Origin of the sequence: Methylobacterium sp. R2-1, from assembly GCF_014191355.1 — a bacterium.
Classification (GTDB): Bacteria; Pseudomonadota; Alphaproteobacteria; order Rhizobiales; family Beijerinckiaceae; genus Methylobacterium.
Genome location: NZ_JACHWM010000005.1, coordinates 104,365 through 120,587 on the forward strand (window position 1 = coordinate 104,365; position 16,223 = coordinate 120,587).

General features: G+C 65.9%; 15 protein-coding genes and 3 pseudogenes. 13 read left to right on the top strand and 5 right to left on the bottom strand.

The window, feature by feature from the left end:
• Window positions 1-23: 23 nt before the first annotated feature.
• The 3 genes from FHU13_RS08880 to FHU13_RS08890 are packed head-to-tail and all read left to right on the top strand — an operon-like array spanning window position 24 to window position 1,932.
• Window positions 24-419 (top strand): Rid family detoxifying hydrolase, encoded by a 396-nt coding sequence (locus FHU13_RS08880; RefSeq protein WP_183435509.1) that lies wholly within the window; start codon window positions 24-26, stop codon window positions 417-419.
• A complete protein-coding gene (locus tag FHU13_RS08885; protein ID WP_183435510.1) occupies window positions 416-991 on the top strand; it encodes an MOSC domain-containing protein in 576 nt (191 codons plus the stop codon). The genes FHU13_RS08880 and FHU13_RS08885 overlap by 4 nt, the downstream gene beginning before the upstream one ends.
• On the top strand, window positions 988-1,932 hold the full coding sequence (locus FHU13_RS08890; protein ID WP_183435511.1) for a PDR/VanB family oxidoreductase: 945 nt from the start codon (window positions 988-990) through the stop codon (window positions 1,930-1,932). The genes FHU13_RS08885 and FHU13_RS08890 overlap by 4 nt, the downstream gene beginning before the upstream one ends.
• 355 nt (window positions 1,933-2,287) lie before the next feature.
• On the opposite strand, the gene FHU13_RS08895 is transcribed toward FHU13_RS08890, so the two are convergent.
• Together FHU13_RS08895 and FHU13_RS08900 are read right to left on the bottom strand one after the other, a co-directional pair.
• Entirely contained in the window at window positions 2,288-2,671 is a 384-nt protein-coding gene (locus tag FHU13_RS08895) for a nuclear transport factor 2 family protein (protein ID WP_183435699.1), read from the bottom strand.
• A gap of 326 nt (window positions 2,672-2,997) precedes the next feature.
• Window positions 2,998-3,954, bottom strand: coding sequence for a zinc-dependent alcohol dehydrogenase family protein (locus FHU13_RS08900; RefSeq protein WP_183435512.1), 957 nt, complete (start codon window positions 3,952-3,954; stop codon window positions 2,998-3,000).
• 95 nt (window positions 3,955-4,049) lie between these two features.
• Between FHU13_RS08900 and gcvA the strand changes: the two genes are divergently transcribed.
• Both gcvA and FHU13_RS08910 read left to right on the top strand, forming a co-directional pair.
• Window positions 4,050-4,937, top strand: a complete 888-nt coding sequence (gcvA, locus tag FHU13_RS08905) for a transcriptional regulator GcvA (protein WP_183435513.1) — start codon at window positions 4,050-4,052, stop codon at window positions 4,935-4,937.
• A gap of 506 nt (window positions 4,938-5,443) precedes the next feature.
• Window positions 5,444-5,891 (top strand): annotated as a pseudogene (locus FHU13_RS08910) (IS3 family transposase); the annotation flags it as partial.
• A gap of 84 nt (window positions 5,892-5,975) precedes the next feature.
• Here the strand turns inward: FHU13_RS08910 and FHU13_RS08915 are convergent.
• Window positions 5,976-6,767, bottom strand: coding sequence for a DUF2189 domain-containing protein (locus FHU13_RS08915; protein ID WP_246714567.1), 792 nt, complete (start codon window positions 6,765-6,767; stop codon window positions 5,976-5,978).
• 1,261 nt (window positions 6,768-8,028) lie between these two features.
• On the opposite strand from FHU13_RS08915, the gene FHU13_RS08925 reads away from it, so the two are divergent.
• The 5 genes from FHU13_RS08925 to FHU13_RS08945 all read left to right on the top strand — a co-directional run bounded on the left by FHU13_RS08925 (window position 8,029) and on the right by FHU13_RS08945 (window position 12,163).
• Window positions 8,029-8,664, top strand: coding sequence for a 5-formyltetrahydrofolate cyclo-ligase (locus FHU13_RS08925; protein WP_183435515.1), 636 nt, complete (start codon window positions 8,029-8,031; stop codon window positions 8,662-8,664).
• Between the two features lie 147 nt (window positions 8,665-8,811).
• A complete protein-coding gene (locus FHU13_RS28550; protein WP_409518490.1) occupies window positions 8,812-8,985 on the top strand; it encodes a hypothetical protein in 174 nt (57 codons plus the stop codon).
• Complete coding sequence (locus FHU13_RS27650) at window positions 8,957-9,136, top strand: hypothetical protein (RefSeq protein ID WP_312889572.1); 180 nt, start codon at window positions 8,957-8,959, stop codon at window positions 9,134-9,136. The genes FHU13_RS28550 and FHU13_RS27650 overlap by 29 nt, the downstream gene beginning before the upstream one ends.
• A gap of 781 nt (window positions 9,137-9,917) precedes the next feature.
• The gene (locus FHU13_RS08940; protein ID WP_183435517.1) at window positions 9,918-10,916 is read left to right on the top strand and encodes an alpha/beta hydrolase family protein; all 999 of its coding nucleotides are present in this window, start codon (window positions 9,918-9,920) and stop codon (window positions 10,914-10,916) included.
• Between the two features lie 35 nt (window positions 10,917-10,951).
• The gene (locus FHU13_RS08945) at window positions 10,952-12,163 is read left to right on the top strand and encodes a metallophosphoesterase (RefSeq protein ID WP_246714569.1); all 1,212 of its coding nucleotides are present in this window, start codon (window positions 10,952-10,954) and stop codon (window positions 12,161-12,163) included.
• Between the two features lie 145 nt (window positions 12,164-12,308).
• On the opposite strand, the pseudogene FHU13_RS08950 reads toward FHU13_RS08945, so the two are convergent.
• Window positions 12,309-12,662, bottom strand: a pseudogene (locus tag FHU13_RS08950) (transposase); the annotation flags it as partial.
• Between FHU13_RS08950 and FHU13_RS08955 the strand changes: the two are divergent.
• Window positions 12,621-13,962, top strand: a pseudogene (locus FHU13_RS08955) (FAD-dependent monooxygenase). The pseudogenes FHU13_RS08950 and FHU13_RS08955 sit on opposite strands and share 42 nt — an antisense overlap.
• A 249-nt stretch (window positions 13,963-14,211) precedes the next feature.
• Here FHU13_RS08955 and FHU13_RS08960 read toward each other — a convergent pair.
• Window positions 14,212-15,168 carry a GlxA family transcriptional regulator gene (locus tag FHU13_RS08960; RefSeq protein ID WP_183435518.1) on the bottom strand — a complete coding sequence of 319 codons (957 nt, stop codon included), beginning with the start codon at window positions 15,166-15,168 and terminating at the stop codon, window positions 14,212-14,214.
• Between the two features lie 142 nt (window positions 15,169-15,310).
• Here FHU13_RS08960 and FHU13_RS08965 point away from each other — a divergent pair, with 142 nt between their 5' ends.
• Together FHU13_RS08965 and FHU13_RS08970 are read left to right on the top strand one after the other, a co-directional pair.
• Window positions 15,311-15,715 carry a DUF3817 domain-containing protein gene (locus FHU13_RS08965; RefSeq protein ID WP_210287544.1) on the top strand — a complete coding sequence of 135 codons (405 nt, stop codon included), beginning with the start codon at window positions 15,311-15,313 and terminating at the stop codon, window positions 15,713-15,715.
• Window positions 15,712-16,125 carry a CopD family protein gene (locus tag FHU13_RS08970; protein ID WP_183435520.1) on the top strand — a complete coding sequence of 138 codons (414 nt, stop codon included), beginning with the start codon at window positions 15,712-15,714 and terminating at the stop codon, window positions 16,123-16,125. The genes FHU13_RS08965 and FHU13_RS08970 overlap by 4 nt, the downstream gene beginning before the upstream one ends.
• The last annotated feature ends 98 nt before the right edge of the window (window positions 16,126-16,223 follow it).

Below are 16,223 nucleotides of genomic sequence, written 5' to 3' on the forward strand. Positions count from 1 at the left end.
TCAGGACGGGTAGAGGCAGCACAATGGATCGGACCATCATCAAGACTGACGCGGCCGCCCCCGCAGCCGGCCCCTACGCCCAGGCGGTGCGGGCAGGTGACCTCGTTTTCGCCTCGGGGCAGTTGCCAATCGACCTCAGCACCGGCGATTTCCCTGAGGGCGTCGAGGCACAGACCCGGCGCTCACTGGCAAACCTCTCCGCGGTGCTCGAAGCCGGCGGCGCGAGCCTCGCCAGTGTCGTGAAGACCACCGTCTTCCTCAAGGACATGAACGACTTCTCGGCCATGAACGCGGTCTACGCCGAGCACTTCCCCGGCGCGGCGCCGGCGCGCTCCACAATCGAGGTCGCCCGCCTGCCCAAGGACGCGCTCGTTGAGATCGAGGCCGTCGCAATCGCGACAGGACCGGTCGCGTCGTGAGTAAGATGCTAGCGCCCCGCATGGTCGAGGCCTTCGAGCACGCCGCCGGAGCGGTCGCCCGTGGGGTTCCCGGAGGCGCCACCGGATGGCGGGGCGCGCTCCTGCACATCCACATCGCCCCAGCGGCGAGTTACGAGATGGAGGCGCTCGCCGAGGCGCAGTGCGTCGTCGGACGCGGGATCGTCGGCGACCGCTACTTCGACGGGACGGGGACCTACTCCCCGAAGCCTGACACCCGTGAGGTGACACTGATCGAGCAGGAGGTGCTCGATGCCCTGGAGCGCAACGACCCGCCGCTCCAGGGCGGCCCTATCCGGCTTGCTCCCGCCGACCATAGGCGCAATCTCACGGTGCGGGGGGTGCCCCTCAACCATCTCGTCGGCCGCCGCTTCCGGGTCGGCACCGTGATCCTGCGAGGCGGACGGCTGAACTTCCCCTGCAAGTACCTAGAGGAGCTGCTCGGCCTTCCCGTCTACCTGCCCCTCTACAACCGGTCGGGGCTCAACTGCGGGATCGAGGTCGGCGGTACCATCCGCCCCGGCGACGCCATCGAGCTGCTCGACACGCCATGACCGCGCGCCTCATCATGAAGCTTCAGGTTGTCTCGGCGGTGCCGACGACGCCCGACGTGCTGCGGGTAGTGTTCCGGCACCCGCTCCGGCCCGAGTTGCCGGAGTGGACGCCTGGCGCCCATGTCGATCTGCGGCTCCCCGACGGGAAGGTGCGCCAGTACTCGCTCTGCGGCGACCCGGACGACCGTGCCCACTACGCGATGGCGATCAAGCGCGAGGCGGACGGGCGCGGCGGCTCGCTCTGGGCTCATGCGAACCTCACCGAGGGTGGCCTTGCTCACGTCTCGTCACCGCGCAACAACTTCCCCTTGGCGGACGGCACGCGCCACGTCTTCGTGGCCGGCGGCATCGGCATTACGCCGTTCGTCGCGATGGCCCGCGCGCTCGCGGCGGTGGGTGGCGACTTCATCCTGCATTTCTGCGCCCGCTCTGCGGCCGAGGCGCCGCTCCTCGACGAGCTGCGCATCGTATGCGGCGATCGCTTGCAGCTCTGGTTCTCCGGGGCGGGCCGCCGGTTCGAGCCAGCTCTGATCGGTCCGCCGACCCCCGGCACGCATCTCTACGCCTGCGGGCCGCAGCGCCTCGTCGACGCCGTGCAGGCGGCGGCCGATGCAGGCGGCTGGGCGCCCGATCGGGTCCATATCGAGCGGTTCGCAGCAACGCTCGACGAGAACTACAAGCCCGAGCCCTTCGACGCGCGCATCGCCTCTACCGGCGAAGTTCTGCACGTGCCCGCCGACCGCTCCCTGCTCGATGTCCTGCGGGAGAACGGGTTTCCAGTCGCTTCCTCCTGCGAGATCGGCACTTGCGGCTCGTGCGAGTGCGGGTATCGGGACGGGACCGTGATCCACCGGGATCAGGTCTTGCCCCTGGGTCGGCGACAGGACCGCATGATGCCTTGTGTCTCACGCGCGCGCGTTGGCGTGACGCTCGATCTGTGAGCCCTTCCCAGCGGCCTCAAGGAGGCTTGCCACCAGGGCTCGTCGCGTCCCACCACTGCTGCCGACGGCGTAGGGGGCGTGAAGGCGTTGGCGGCATCGACCTGGCGGCCCCACCTAGACTATCTCGGTTGGCGAGACGTGTTCGGCCCTGCATCTCTAGCTGCAGATCGCCGGCAAATACCAGTTGACGCATGGCACGGGTAAGCCGACCGACAAGGTCATCGAGGAGGTCGCGGACCTCCGGGCCTTCGCCGCTCGCTGGACGGGATTGGTGGAGCCAGTGACCGAAGGAGTGTGAGCACCGCCCGCGGAATATCGCGGACTGTCGCCGACACAGCTGCGGCGTCCCCGTCGCTCAGAACATTCCGTTCGGGTTGGCGGAGGTCTCGGGCAGGACCTGGAGCACGTCCCAGTGCTCGACGATCCGGCCGTCGGCGTCGAGGCGGAAGATGTCGATGGCCGCGTAATCGTGGCTGCCTGGCCAGTGTTGGAGACAGTGAAGAACTACGAGATCGCCTTCGGCCACGGCTCGCTTCATCTCGACCCGCTTGCCCGGCCACTCCCGCGCCATACGTTCGAAGTAGGCGACGAAGCCGTCCTTGCCGGTCGCCACGTGCGGGTTGTGCTGGATGTAGTCGGCGCCGGCGTAGCACTCAACGGCCTCGCGCGGCCGACAGTCGCTGAACATCAGCTCGTAGAAGGCGATCACGTTCGCCTTGTTCTGCGCGAGATCGGTTATGCTATCCCTCTGAGTGTGGGCTTAGTCGCCGCAAGACGCTGTCATAGGCTCGATTTCGGTCGCCTGCATCAGCTAAGCATACTACTCAATGCCGTCCGGCTCTTGCCAAGGTGGACCGGACGACTAGCACGCATCCAGGCGGGATGGCTGCGAGGTGGGTTTGCCCAAGCAGGTTGCGGCATCGTACGACCGTGGGGGCAATGAGATCCTCTCCTCCGTCCGAGCGCCGGCTAGGAGGAGGAAGAGGCGGAATTGTAGTTGTCGTCTTCGACCTGCAGGACATTGCGACCTATCAGGTCAGGGGCTCCGGCAGAGATCCGGTGGCATCACGATCTGACCCGGAGCACGATCTTGCCCTTGAGCCGGCCCTCCTCCAGGCGCGCGTGAGCGCGTGCGACTGCGTCGAGGGGAAACTCAAAGGCGACTTGCGGCACCACCAGGCCTCGCTCGAGGAGGCGCGAGAGGGCGTCGAGCTTGCTGCCATTCTGGCGAGAGAAGACGAAGTGGTAGGTCGCGTTCCGGCCCCAGGCGTCGATGAGGTTCTGGGGCGTCGCGGTGTCCACTAGGGTGACGACTCGCCCATCCTCGCGGAGGATGCGTGGGGAACGCGAAAGCGTGTCGCGCCCGATCGTATCCAGGACGACGTCGACGCCCCTGCCTTCGGTCAGGCGATTGACGGCGTCCACGTAGTCCTCGCGCTCGAAGTCGATGACGGCCGAGGCGCCGAGCCGTTCGACGAGCGCCGCGTCGCTGCCCCGCGCCGTCGCAAGGACCCGCGCGCCGATGGCCTTGGCTACCTGGACGGCGATGGCTCCGACGCCGCCGGCGCCGCCGTGGATCAGGACGGTCTCGGTCACCTGCAATCGGGCCCGCTCGACCAGCCCTTCCCAAACGGTCACGCCGACGAGGCTGACGCTTGCAGCCTCGGAATGGGTCAGGTTGACTGGCTTTCGCGCCACGATGTCGGCGTCCGCCACGTGGTATTCCGCGTACGATCCCGGCCCGCTGAAGATCCGCGGCGTGTAATAGACCTCATCCCCGACGCGGAACTTCGTCACGTGGGATCCGACTTGGTCGACGACCCCGGAGACGTCGTGCCCAATGACGGCCGGCAGTTCCACTTGGTCGGCGTAGTCACCGCGGCGGATCTGTCCGTCGAGCGGGTTGATCGACGTCGCGTGCACAGCCACTCGGACCTGCCGGGGTCCCGGCCGCGGGTCGGGCAGGTCCCGAAGCTCGAAGCTGTCCGGCCCCCCGAACTTCGTCAACACCATCGCTTTCAAGTGAGCCTCCTGTCCTTGGCAGGCGCTCTTGTGTCAGCCGGGATGCGGGATGACGAACGCGTTCTCCTCACGGGACGGATGAGCTACGTTCAGCCATGACGATGCGGAGATCACTTCCCCCTCTCGCGGCGCTGCGGGCTTTCGAAGCGGCAGGGCGCCGCCTGAGCTTCCGCGGCGCCGCCGAGGAGCTGGGCGTCACGGCGACCGCCATCAGCCATCAGATCCGGCTCCTCGAACAGACCTTGGGGCTTCGCCTCTTCCACCGCGAGACGCGCCGCGTCCGGCTGACCGCCGAGGGAGCCGTGCTGCTGCCCGTGCTTCGCGATGGCTTCGACGCGTTCGCCCAAGCCATCGATCAGATCCGCGGCCGGCACGCGGCCGGTGTTCTCACGCTCTCAGCTCCCACCGCCTTCGTCGCAAAGTGGCTCGTGCCACGGCTGGCCGACTTCCGTGCCGCGCATCCCGGTTGCGACCTGCGCCTGCACGCATCCGACAGCCTGACCGACTTTGCTCGCGACGGAGTGGACGTTGCCGTCCGATACGGGCCCGGTCCCTACCCCAACCTCGACGCTCACAGGCTAATGGTCGACCGGGTCACACCCGCTTGCAGTCCTCGCCTCGCGGTTCGATCCGAGAGAGATTTGGCGCGCTACCCATTGCTGCACTTCGAGTGGCCCCACCTAACCGACGCGACGCCGACATGGCCGGCCTGGCTGCGGAAGGCCGGGATCACCAACGTCGATGGCAGCGCGGGCATTCACTTCAGCGACGAAGGGCACGTCATTCAAGCCGCGATTGCGGCTCAGGGGGTCGCGCTTCTGTCGGTTGTGCTTGCCGCCGACGACCTGGCAAGCGGCGCACTGGTTCAACCCTTCGGGTTGGTCCTCGACGCCCACCCCTACTGGGTCGTCCACCCACGACATCCGGCCCGGGCGGGGGATGTCGGGAAGCTGGCCGACTGGCTAGGCTCCGCGGCCGTGTGATCAAGCGACCCTTACACGCATCCCCAAGTCCATCACTTGTGCTTTCCTCACCGAAACGGGGCCTAACCCTCACGCCTACGGCAAGGGGCATTGGCAGCGCTGGCCTGCCCTCTGAAAAGTGGTCCTCTCTGATGTATGGCTTTGAGCCATGTGGAGGATGTTTTCATGGAACGGAAGAAGCATACGGCTGAAGAGATCGTCGCCAAGCTGCGCCAAGTCGATGTCTTGGTCTCGCAAGGTCGCAATATACGGTCGGTGAACGCGTTGGACCTAGGTGTTCGCGCAGCCGCGCTAGGACTAGACGTGGAACGGCGTAGCTTCGAGGTAAAAATCTCATTCTGCGGAAGCCATAATGGCCCGTCATGTTCTGGGCATCGAAGAGACTTGCAGGTGGGAGCAGTGACCCTGACCCGCCAAACTGCTCCACGCAGGGAGAATTTTCTGGGCATCCTGACGCCTGAAGGAGGGGGAATGCCATGCCTCGCAAACGCTTCGCGAACGAATAGATCGCCTTTGTCCCCCGGCAGGCGGAAAATGGTGCAACGGCGGACCTCGTCCGCCTAAAGATGAGCGAATCCGGGCTCACCTTCTGCCAGCGGTAGAAGGGATTCGTCGGCATGAGCGTGCCGGAGATCCGCCGGCTGAAGCTGCTAGAGGACAAGAACAGCATGCTCAAGCGGCTGGTCGCCGACCTGAGGCTGAATTGCTCCCTGCTTCAGGACCTGCTCAAATGAAAGTGGTGAGGCACGCCGTTCGTCGTCAGGTCGCCGGTCACCTGCAGGTGGCCTACAGCATCAGCGAGCGCTCGGTCTGTGAGGCCACCGGGTTCGGCCGCTCGTCCAGCGCTACATGAAGCGCTCGGATCCGCAGGTGGCGCTGCGCATGCAGTTGAAAGAGCTCGCTGCCGCACGGGTCCGCTACGGCTACCGGCGGAAGCACATCCTGCTGCGTCGATAGCGCTGGGAGGTGAACCTCACCTCACTCATGCGCACCGCTGAGGCGAGCGAGCAGGCTGTTAGGGTGCCGGGCAGCGGCCCGTCACGGCGCGACGGCTCGTCGGTAAAGATGCCAAGTGGCATGGCCGAGGATCGGCAGAGCCAGAGCAAGACCCACGAACAGGGGCAGCATTCCCAGAACGAGGAGACCCGCGACGATGAGCCCCCAGATCACCATCGTGCCCGAGTTCTCCTGAACGAGAGCGACGGAGGTCGCGATGGCCGTACCGGCATCGGTGCCGCGGTCGATGATCAGCGGGAAGGAGACGGCGCTGATGGCCAGCGCGATCAGCGAGAAGGCTGCGCCGACGAGATTCCCGACCACGATGAGCGCCCAGCCCCTCGGCGTCGTCAATACCTCCTGCAGAAACCCGAGCACCGAATCCTGACGCGCTTCACCGTAGAGAGCCCAGTACAGGGCCATTGCAGCCGTCAGCCAAGCGACGAAGAGCAGCGTGAGGGCGAGGGCGACGCCGCCGACCGCCTTCGCGGACCGGCCGGTCAGTGGCGCGTAGGCGTTGATCCAACCGATGTCGCGGCCTTGTTCCCGTCGGCGGCTCATCTCGTAGAGCCCGATCGCCGTGAAAGGGCCGAGCAGGGCGAAGCCTGACGCCAGCGGAAAGAGCAGCGGCACGAGGCCGTTCTCGAACGTTGCGGCCGCGATGAGCACGCCCGCGACGGGATAGATAGCGATGAGAAACAGGGCATGCGTCGGCATAGCAACGAAATCGTCCCAGCCCTTCCAAAGGGCGAACCGAAGATCGTCAAGGCCGATGCGACGCACATGCGCGCGCGCCAAAGTCGACGGGTGAGAAACGGTGTGGAGACCGGCCATCGCATAGCCCCCCGCTGGGAAGACCCGCCCGCAACTTACGCCAGACATCCGATCGGACGCCTATCGCTAAGCTTCCAGGCGCAATCGACAGATTACATAGCAGAAGTAGGTTCGATTGTCGCGAAAAATCTTGTTTCCGGACGCCGCTACGGGGCCTCATCAATCGGTGCCCGGGAATGCTCCTGAGCCACGTTCATTTCTATACAGCGAGTATGCTTCGCCAGAGGAGGAGGTTCCAATGGCCGGTGGCCGTTCAACCGACTTGAGGCAAAACGCGCGCGGAGCCCTCCGTCGAGGATGAGGTCACCAACCACAGGCAAGCGGTGTATTTCGAGACCACCGCGGCCTGCTTGTCGCGCACCCGATGGGTTCGGCATCGTCTACGACGTGCTCAGGCAATTGGAGCGCGAGGATCCCTCCTTGAGGATTGAGCACCTTGTCACGGCGGGCTCTCCCCTGGGGCTCGCCAAGGTAAAGCTGAAGTTCGAGGCCGAGCACGGGACCCTGCGAGTGCCGAACAACGTCTCGGCCTAGACGAAACTTGCCGAAGGCGATGACGTCGTCGCCATCATTAGCACCTTGGAGGCGAATTACGGGCCCACCGATACTGGCGCAAGTGTCGATGACCGGCGCGTTGTGAACGCCTACCGGAGGTCTAACGGCGAGCCGACCCCTCACAAGTCCTACCTTGACCGACATGCCGAAAAATCTGCAGGCTGAAATCTGGCAATTTTGATGATGTTCTGCTAAGGTTCTGGCTCCTCAGTGTCTCGCACCGGCTCGCCCATGTCTTTGATCATGAGCGGCAAGTCGACAAGTTCATGCATCTTGTCTCTATCAAGCGAGGTGGCAGCGCATGAGCACGCATCCGAGCCGGACGCCCGAGGAATGGGCACGGGTGATCGCCAACGCTTACGCGGCAAAGACGCGCCCTCCTCTAACCCGTAAGATCCTGGATGAGGTTCAGGCTGTCATCGCTGAGGCCCTGAGCGAAGTTGAAGGCTGCGACGTCGCGGACGCCGAATGGTGCGAGTGCGTGAACCTCGTCCTGGACCGTAGTGAGATGTCACTACATGCGGCTGTGGGACCTCGGTTGGCCGCCATTGATGATACGACCGGCAGTGCCTTGATGGTGCATCGCTCGGAAGCTGGACGGCCACTGCGGGCCTTCGGGGGACAATAGCCGAGATGCGGGCACGACGGGCAAACGTCGATGTTGGAAGGCGCTATGATCATCTAGCTGGGACTGTAGGGTGGGGCCATGAGTGAAGCGACTGTTACATCAGGCGGCTCCGACCGAGGCCCAACTACACCGGCAACGAACGCCGACTGGGCAACAATCCGCGATTGGCGCAAAGCCACACGCGACAAGTTAATTGCGCAGCGCAGCGCGCTCAGCGCCGAGGAGCGCGCGGCGCAGAGCAGCAGGATCGGTCAGTCACTACGTGACGCTCTCGAACCATACGCCGGCGGCTTGGTAGGGTTCTACTGGCCTTTCCGGGGCGAGTTTGACCCCCGAGGAGTTGTTGGAGCCCTACGCGAGAGAGGCACGCGCTTGGCGTTGCCGGTCATCGTGGAGCGCGGGCAGCCGCTTGTCTTCCGCGAATGGACGCCCGGGAGCCTGATGGTGCAGGGCACCTGGAAGATCCCGATGCCTGAGTCGGGAGAGGGTGTCTTTCCCGATCTCCTAATCGTGCCGTTGGTCGGGTTTGACCGTGAAGGTTATCGGCTCGGTTATGGGGGCGGCTTTTATGACCGGACGATTGCCGCAATGCCTGAGCGGCCGCGAACCATAGGGGTCGGGTTCGAGCTTGGCCGTCTCGAGACGATCTACCCCCAGCCGCACGATATTGCACTCGAGATGATCGTCACCGAGAGTGTAAGCTCAAAAGGCTGACCGCCTTGATGGAGCAGCATCTAATCGAAGTTGGGCCATAGGCATTGTAGCCGCTGGCGGAGCGCAACAAGCGCCAGATTTGGTCTGTTAGCAACGGGTCGATGGGCCCTGACTGCGACGCGCGAGGCGTTACACGACGTGATCCAGGTGGCCTTCAGGTGGGAGGACTACCACCTTTACGACTTCGGGCGAGGCGCCCGTGTAGGTCGACCAGCGCACGCAGCACAGCCTCGAGCCCGTCCTGATCAGCCCTCCGCGGGGCTGCGATGCTGGCGAGCTCGTCTATCAGGACGTGGGCGCCGTTCTGAACCACTCCGCTGAAGAGGCAGGAGCCCGCCACTTGGACCTCTCTCGAGTGGTTTTCGTGGGCCATTCGGCGGGCGGCCATCTCGCCCTCTGGGCGGCCTCGCGCGGCTCGCTTCCCGCAGCGAGCCCTCTTCACGCAGTAACCAAGTTTGCCCGCAGGCGGTGATCAGCCTGGGCGGCGTGGGGATCTTGCGACGTTCGCGCCGTTCGTCCCTGTGCTCCGCGGCAAGGGCATTGTCGAGCGGCTCGCCCCAGCAGACAAGCTGTCTGAAGTCTCACCCGCAGCTCTCTCGCCTGCGGGGGTGCCGATCTTTCTGGTCAGGGCGTACTGAACCGGCTCGCGCCGCCATGGGTCGCCTACGACTATGCCCGCGCTGTGCGAGGGAGATCCGGACGTGCGCCGCAGTTCATCAACGTCCCGGATGCAGGACACTTCGACTTGTCGCGCCGCCGAAGCCGGCTTGGCGGGAGGTGCGTGGTCTCATCGAAGCATCTTTGGAACCCCAGTAGGTTGCCGTAGGACCGCTCTGCGTGTGGTCCCGCTCACTCTCACCGATTTACATCCCACTTGCTCAGCTACGCGGCATTTGCCGCCTCTGGGCTGACGCAGCTTGAACCGCTGCTTCTGGCCCCGTTCGGACCTTCGACGGCAGCGCCTCGAATGTCCGGACGGGGCCAAGAGTTCGCCTCAGGCTTGTTCGGCTAAGGCGCCGCTTCCGTACCTTCGGCCCACGCCGCCGGAGGGGCCGCTATTCCGCTGGCAGATGCCAATGGTGGAAGCGCTGTGGACACGGCCGCACGCGGTGTGTGCCTCCTCACCGCGTTTAGGCCGGCAAGTGCTTTACCCGGCAGTGTGCATCGATGTGACCGCCGTCTCGAAGAGGCAGGACCCTGTGGGGGATGAAGTATGCTCGCGCCCCGGCTGCAGCCGGCGTCGCTTCGGGGCCATGCTCGTCGGCGGCTTCGCGGCAGGCATGGTAACGCGTGCGATCCGTCCGGCCGAGGCGACTACCGAGGACGTCCGCATCGCCGATCTGGACTGGGTCGATGCCCGTCGCGACCGCCGCGTGCCGGCGCGCTTGTACTGGCCGTCCCCCGGGGCACCGATGGGGCCTGTTCCCCTGATCGTCTTCTCTCACGGCCTTGGTCAGTCGCGGACGGGCTACAGCTATCTCGGGCGCCACTGGGCGGCCAATGGTTACGCGAGCCTTCACGTGCAGCACGTCAGGAGCGACGGCACCGTCTGGGCCGGCAATCCGTTCGAGGTTCTCGATCGCGTGAACATTGCAGCCGACGAACGCGAGGCCATCGCTCGGGCCGCCGACGTAAGCTTCGCCCTGGACCGTATCCTCGACAAAAACAGTTTCTTCGCCGCGTTCATCGACCCGGCGCGCATCGTCGCCGCCGGCCATTCCTATGGCGCGAACACGACCTTGCTCGTCGGCGGGGCGCGCGTTGTTCGCGAAGGAAGGACGATTGACCGCAGGGACATGCGATTCAAGGCCGGCATCGTCATCTCGGCGCCGCCCTTCTACGGCGAGCGCGACCTTCGCGCCGTGCTCGCAGCCATCAGCATGCCAACCTTCCACGTGACCGCGACCGCGGACGTAATCGAGTTGCCCGGTCGACGGTCACCGGTGCAGGACCGTCTCGACGTCTACGACGCGGTCGGGACGACAAGGAAGGCGCTAGCCGTCTTCGAGGGCGGGTCGCACAGCATCTTCACCGACCGGCCGCTCACAGGCGGGGCGACGCTCAACCCACAAGTGAAGCAGGCGACCGCGGAAGGCTCGCTAGCCTTCCTCGACCTGGCATTCAGAGGCGACCCCTTACCCTTAGGGTTATGGAGCGAAACCTGGCGACCGCTCCTCGCCGTGGCGCCCACAGCTTACGCCGTCACCGAACCGTCGCGGCTTCCATCGCGCCGATACCGTCCCCGCTCATAGCGGTTGCGCCAACCCTCGCCCCGCTCGGATGGTACATGTTCCACCTGATCTTCGGTCTGCCCTGCCTGTACGTCATCTATCGAGTGCTGTGGCCTTTGCCTTGGCCCCCCGCATTGAAGATCTGCGCCGCGGTTCTCCTGCTCGTTGCGTCTCAGTACCACCTATGGAGCCGCCTCTCCTCAGGCTCGGTATTCTCGCCCGAGTTTCCACGTGCGCTGGTCATTCTGTTCAACTGGGCCTTCGGCGCCATCTTCCTGTTGGCGGCGATGCAGTTGGCGCTCGATGTCGCGGCGTTGGCCAGCAAGCTCGTGCCTGGAGCCGGCTGGTCGCTGCCTGCGGCGTGGCGATACGCCGAGGCAGCACTGGCCATGGTTCTGTCGGCGGTCGCGGTGCAGCAGGCCGTGCGGGTGCCCCCGCTGAAGGATGTCACCGTCGAGATCGAGAACCTCCCGGCGGGCTTCGACGGCTATACCATTCTACAGCTGACAGACCTGCATATCAGCCGCCTGTTCCCGGCGCCCTGGACGCGCGAGGTCGTGGCGCGATCCAACGCACTCGGCGTCGATCTCATCGTAATCACCGGTGACCTGATCGACGGGTCTCTTGCCAATCGTAGTGCCGACGTCGAACCGCTACGTGATCTCCGGGCCTCCGATGGGGTCTGGCTGATCCCCGGCAACCACGAATACTTCTTCGAGTACACGGCGTGGATGCGCCACTATGCCGAGTTGGGCATGGCCGTGCTTTCGAACCGGCACACGGTCCTGAGGCGCGGTGACGATGCCGTCGTCCTGGCCGGCGTGACCGACCTTTCGGCCTCGCATGTTGGCCAGCTGGCCCACGACCTCGATGCGGCGTTGGGCGGTGCTCCGGCAGGTGCCCCAATCATCCTCCTAGATCATCAGCCAAGGGATGCGGCCAAGGCGGCCTCGAAGGGCGTGGGCCTGCAACTGTCCGGTCATACGCACGGCGGGATGATCGTGGGGCTCGACAGGCTGGTCGCACGGGCGAACGGCGGCTTCGTCTCAGGCGCGTATGCAGTCGGGGGCATGACGCTCTATGTCAACAATGGCGCAGGCTTGTGGCCGGGATTTGCGCTACGACTCGGCCGCCCGTCCGAACTGACGCGGATCACGCTGCGACGTGCGGGCTCTGCCGCCCCTTCCATTCCGGGCAGCAGCGCCGGTCACGAGCGGGATACGCATGGCTATCAGGCCCCTGCCTCGCTCGCGGATGCGCCCTCATGAAGGCTCACCGCGTAAGGACGAGGCCCCGGCGCTGGTAAGGCAGGCCGAACCCGAAGAGATGATGTTACCCCGACATGCTGATGTGGTCGGCACCCCGCTGACCTCCGCTTTTCCGTTCTGATCGGACGTTCCATCCGAGCAGCCTCTAGAGGCTGTTACGGACTGCTGCGAAGTCTGCAGCCCTTCGGAGGAGCAGGACACTGAAGGCGACGAGGTGCAGTCCTGCGAGGGTGGTAGGCAGGCGTTCGTAGTCGCGGGCCAGGCGGCGGAAGCGGGCCATCCAGGCGAAGGCACGTTCGACCACCCATCGGCGTGGCAGCAGGACGAAGCCGCGCTTGGCCTCAGGCAGCTTCACCACCTCCAAGGCAATGCCGTGGTCTGCCGCCGCCTTGGCCGCGCGCTCGCCGGTGCAGCCCTGATCGACATAGGCGAGGTCCACGCTGTCACCGGTCGCCTTCTGCACGGTGTCAGCCAGTGCAGCGACGGCAGAGCGGTCATCGGCCTCGCCTGCGAGTTGTCGCTGGCCGGCTGCTCCGTGCTGGTCCTCGAACAGGCGAGTGATCCATCCTCACCCTTGAAGCGCGCCCCGTTCAGGCTGCGCGGCCTCTCGGTCCCGACGATCGAGAGCCTCGACCGACGCGGTCTGCTGGATGAGATCAAGGCCCACGCGGCCAGCCGCGCCACGCCGGGGACGGCGCATTGGATGAGGCAGCCGCGCCGTCCAGCTGGGCGGGGGAGTCGAGGGCTTCGCCCAGACAGGTGAGTCTGTCGTCGTCCAGGCGGGCGGTCACGCGTTCCGGGGTCGCTGGCTCATCGGCTGCAACGGCGCCCGCAGCGCGGTGCGCAAGGCAGCAGGCATCAGCTTTTCCGGCACCGAGCCTGAGTTCACAGGCTACTCCGTCCAGGCCGAGTTGGCCTGCGCGGACGCGCTCCAGCCCGGCCGCCACTACACCGCGGAGGGCATGTACCTGTTCACGCCGCCCGGCACGATCGCGATGACCGACTTCGACGGGGGTGCCTTCCATCGCTCCGCGCCGATCACGCGCGAACACATTGAGGCCGTCATGCGCAAGATCTCGGGCGCCGATGTCACGGTGACCAAGCTCGAACTCGCCACCACCTGGACCGACCGCGCCTGTCAGGCGAGCGCGTATCGCAACGATCGCGTGCTGCTGGCCGGCGATGCTGCGCACATCCATTCGCCGCTGGGCGGACAGGGCCTCAACCTCGGGATCGGCGACGCGATAAACCTGGGCTGGAAGCTGGCAGCCACGATCCGCGGAGATGCGCCGGCTGGCCTCCTCGACAGCTATGAGCGCGAACGGCATCCGGTCGGGGCGCGCGTCCTCGACTGGTCGCGGGCTCGGGTCGCGCTGATGCGGCCGAGCCGAAGCTCCCGCGCCCTCGAAGCCATCATCCGCGACCTCATCGGGACGCCAGACGGCGCGACATACTTCGCCGAGCGGGTGTGGGGCGTCTCGATCCGCTACGATCTCGGTGGCAGCCATCCGCTGGTGGGGTGCAGCGTTCCCGATTTCGTGCTGAGCGACGGAAGGAGGGTCGGCAGCCTCTTGCGCGACGGCAGCGGCTTGCTCTTGGACTTCGATCCTAGCCAGTCGATTCAGGCCCTCGCAAGCCGATGGTCAGGGAGGATTAGCTATGTCGCGGCGCACGCGCGGGATCGGCTAGGATTGCAGGCCGTGCTCGTGCGGCCCGACGGGATTGTCGCCTGGGCAAGCGACACCGCCTCCGACGAGGTGGCTGTCGGCCGAGCCATGACGCTATGGTTCGGCGAATGACCGGGGGCCGTGAACCTGCTTCAGCGATGTTGGCTTTGAGGCCGTCTCCACTCCGAAGCCGCCGGGCGGGAAACCACCCACCTCGGTCGTAGGTCATCATCCACCAGACAACCGGAAAGCGGACCTTCCGAGGGTCTTATAAGGCTGGGAAGCGGCCCCTGACTTTTCGCTTCGAACCGGACGTTTCACCTTCAGTCCATTGGCCACCGATGTCCCGAACGGCCTCTGGAAATGGCCGGATCCCGGCTCCTATCGCTCCAACCTGCGCTCGGCGTTGAAGCGTGCTCGATAGGTTGCCGGACTGACCCCAGTCAGCTTGCGGAAGCTCGTCCTGAAGGTGACCGGTGATGCGAAGCCGCTGGCCATTGCCACTTGATCAATCGACGCACTGCCGCTTTCAAGCAATTCCTGGCCACGCCTGACCCGAGCCAATAGGAACCACTGCATCGGTGTTGTGCCGGTCTGTTCCTGGAAACGCCGCGCGAAGGTGCGCTCGCTCATGCCTGCGCGGGTCGCCATGGCCGCGATGCCCAGAGGCCGGTCGATATTCTCGAGCATCCATTCGAGCACCGGCGCGAGGCTGGCACTCGTGCGCGGCGGCTCATGACGGATGAATTGGGTCTGTCCCCCATCCCGGTCGAGCGGGGCGACGGCGAGCCGGGCCGCCTGTGCGGCCGCCGTCTGCCCAAGATCGCGCCGCACGAGATGCAGGCACATATCCAGGCCTGCCGAGGCACCGGCCGACGTGACGACGCGTCCCTCGTCGACGAAGAGGGCGTTAGGATCCACATCGATGGCAGGGTGCCTCTCCGCGAGCTGGTCTGCACCGAGCCAGTGCGTGGTGGCACGTCGGCCGTCCAGGAGGCCCGTCGCGGCGAGCACGAAGGCTCCGGAGCAGATCGAGGCGATCCGCGCACCAGCCGCCCAGGCCTCCCGGATGGCGGTTAGCACGCTCTGCGAGACCGGCGCGGTCGGATCCTCGATGCCGGGGATGACGAGCGTGTCGGCTGAAACGAGCGCCTCGAGCCCGTAGGGAACCCGCAACCCGAAGGATCGCGCCCGGACGTCCAGCGCTTCGCCGCAGACCCGAACCTCGTAGAAGGGCGCGCCATCGGCGCCTTCGACGCGCTCGAACACCGCGCAGGGGATCGACAGGTCGACCGGGACGACCCCGTCCAATGCCAGCACGCCGATGACGTGAGCCATAGCGTTTCTTCCCTCTGCTCCCTGTTCGCCTCTACCAGACCGAGCGATTGGCAGAAAGCGATCGGTCACTGTCCTTCCCGCCACTCACGCCGATCCGATGGTGTCCGTTACGGCGATCCGGCATCGAAACCGGAGACATATCTTGGGTAGGAATCGTTGGCAGGATGGCTGGCTTCACAGGCCTGATCAGACCGAGCCGGCCGTCCCGGCATTGGAGAACGTCCACGGCGAGACGAAGCTTTTGCAGGGGCTCGGGATCGCCGCTGCGGCGGAGGCGACGACGCTCCTCCTCCTCGTCGGCGTCGCAGTTCCCCTGAAGCACCTCGGCGACTGGCCGGCGGCCGTCCAGGTCCTCGGCCCGATCCACGGCTTGGCCTTCGTCGCCTATCTCTGGCTGGTTCTCCAGTCGCTCGGCGCCGGCCTCCTGTCGCGCGGCGAGGCGGCCCGGTTGGCTCTCTCCGCGTTCGTTCCCGTGGCTGGCTACCTCGCGGCCCGCTCTCTCGGTCGCCGCACCGCGGGGCAGCCCAGCCGACGACAGCGGCGATGACCGTGGCGGACGCCTACCCATGGCTCAAGGCGGCGCATGTCGCATGCGCGCTGCTGTTCGTTGGCGGGATCGTTGCCGGCGGTCTGCTCCTCGCCGGCGGCCGCGCGATGGCCGATCAAGGCGCGCCCCTCGCGACGGTCCTGAGACGTTGGGACCGGGTGGTCACGACACCGGCGATGTTGGGCGTCTGGGCCTTCGGCATCGGCCTCGCCAGCGCGGGCGGCTGGTTAACCTCCGGATGGCTCCAGGCGAAGCTGGTTCTCGTCGTGCTTCTGTCCGCCATCCACGGCCTGCAATCGGGACAGATCCGGAGGCTCGCGGTGGGGATGGACGTCAAGCCCCTGCGGGCCGCAGCCCTCGTCGTCCCCTCCGTGATCGCGATAGCCGTTCTCGCGGTGATCAAGCCGTGAGAGAAGTCGGACAGGCGGCATCGGCCTCTACATTCCGCTCGTCCGAGAGCGAGTCGTCGCACATCCACCCCGACCACGAGGTTCCTGCCCCGCCGAGC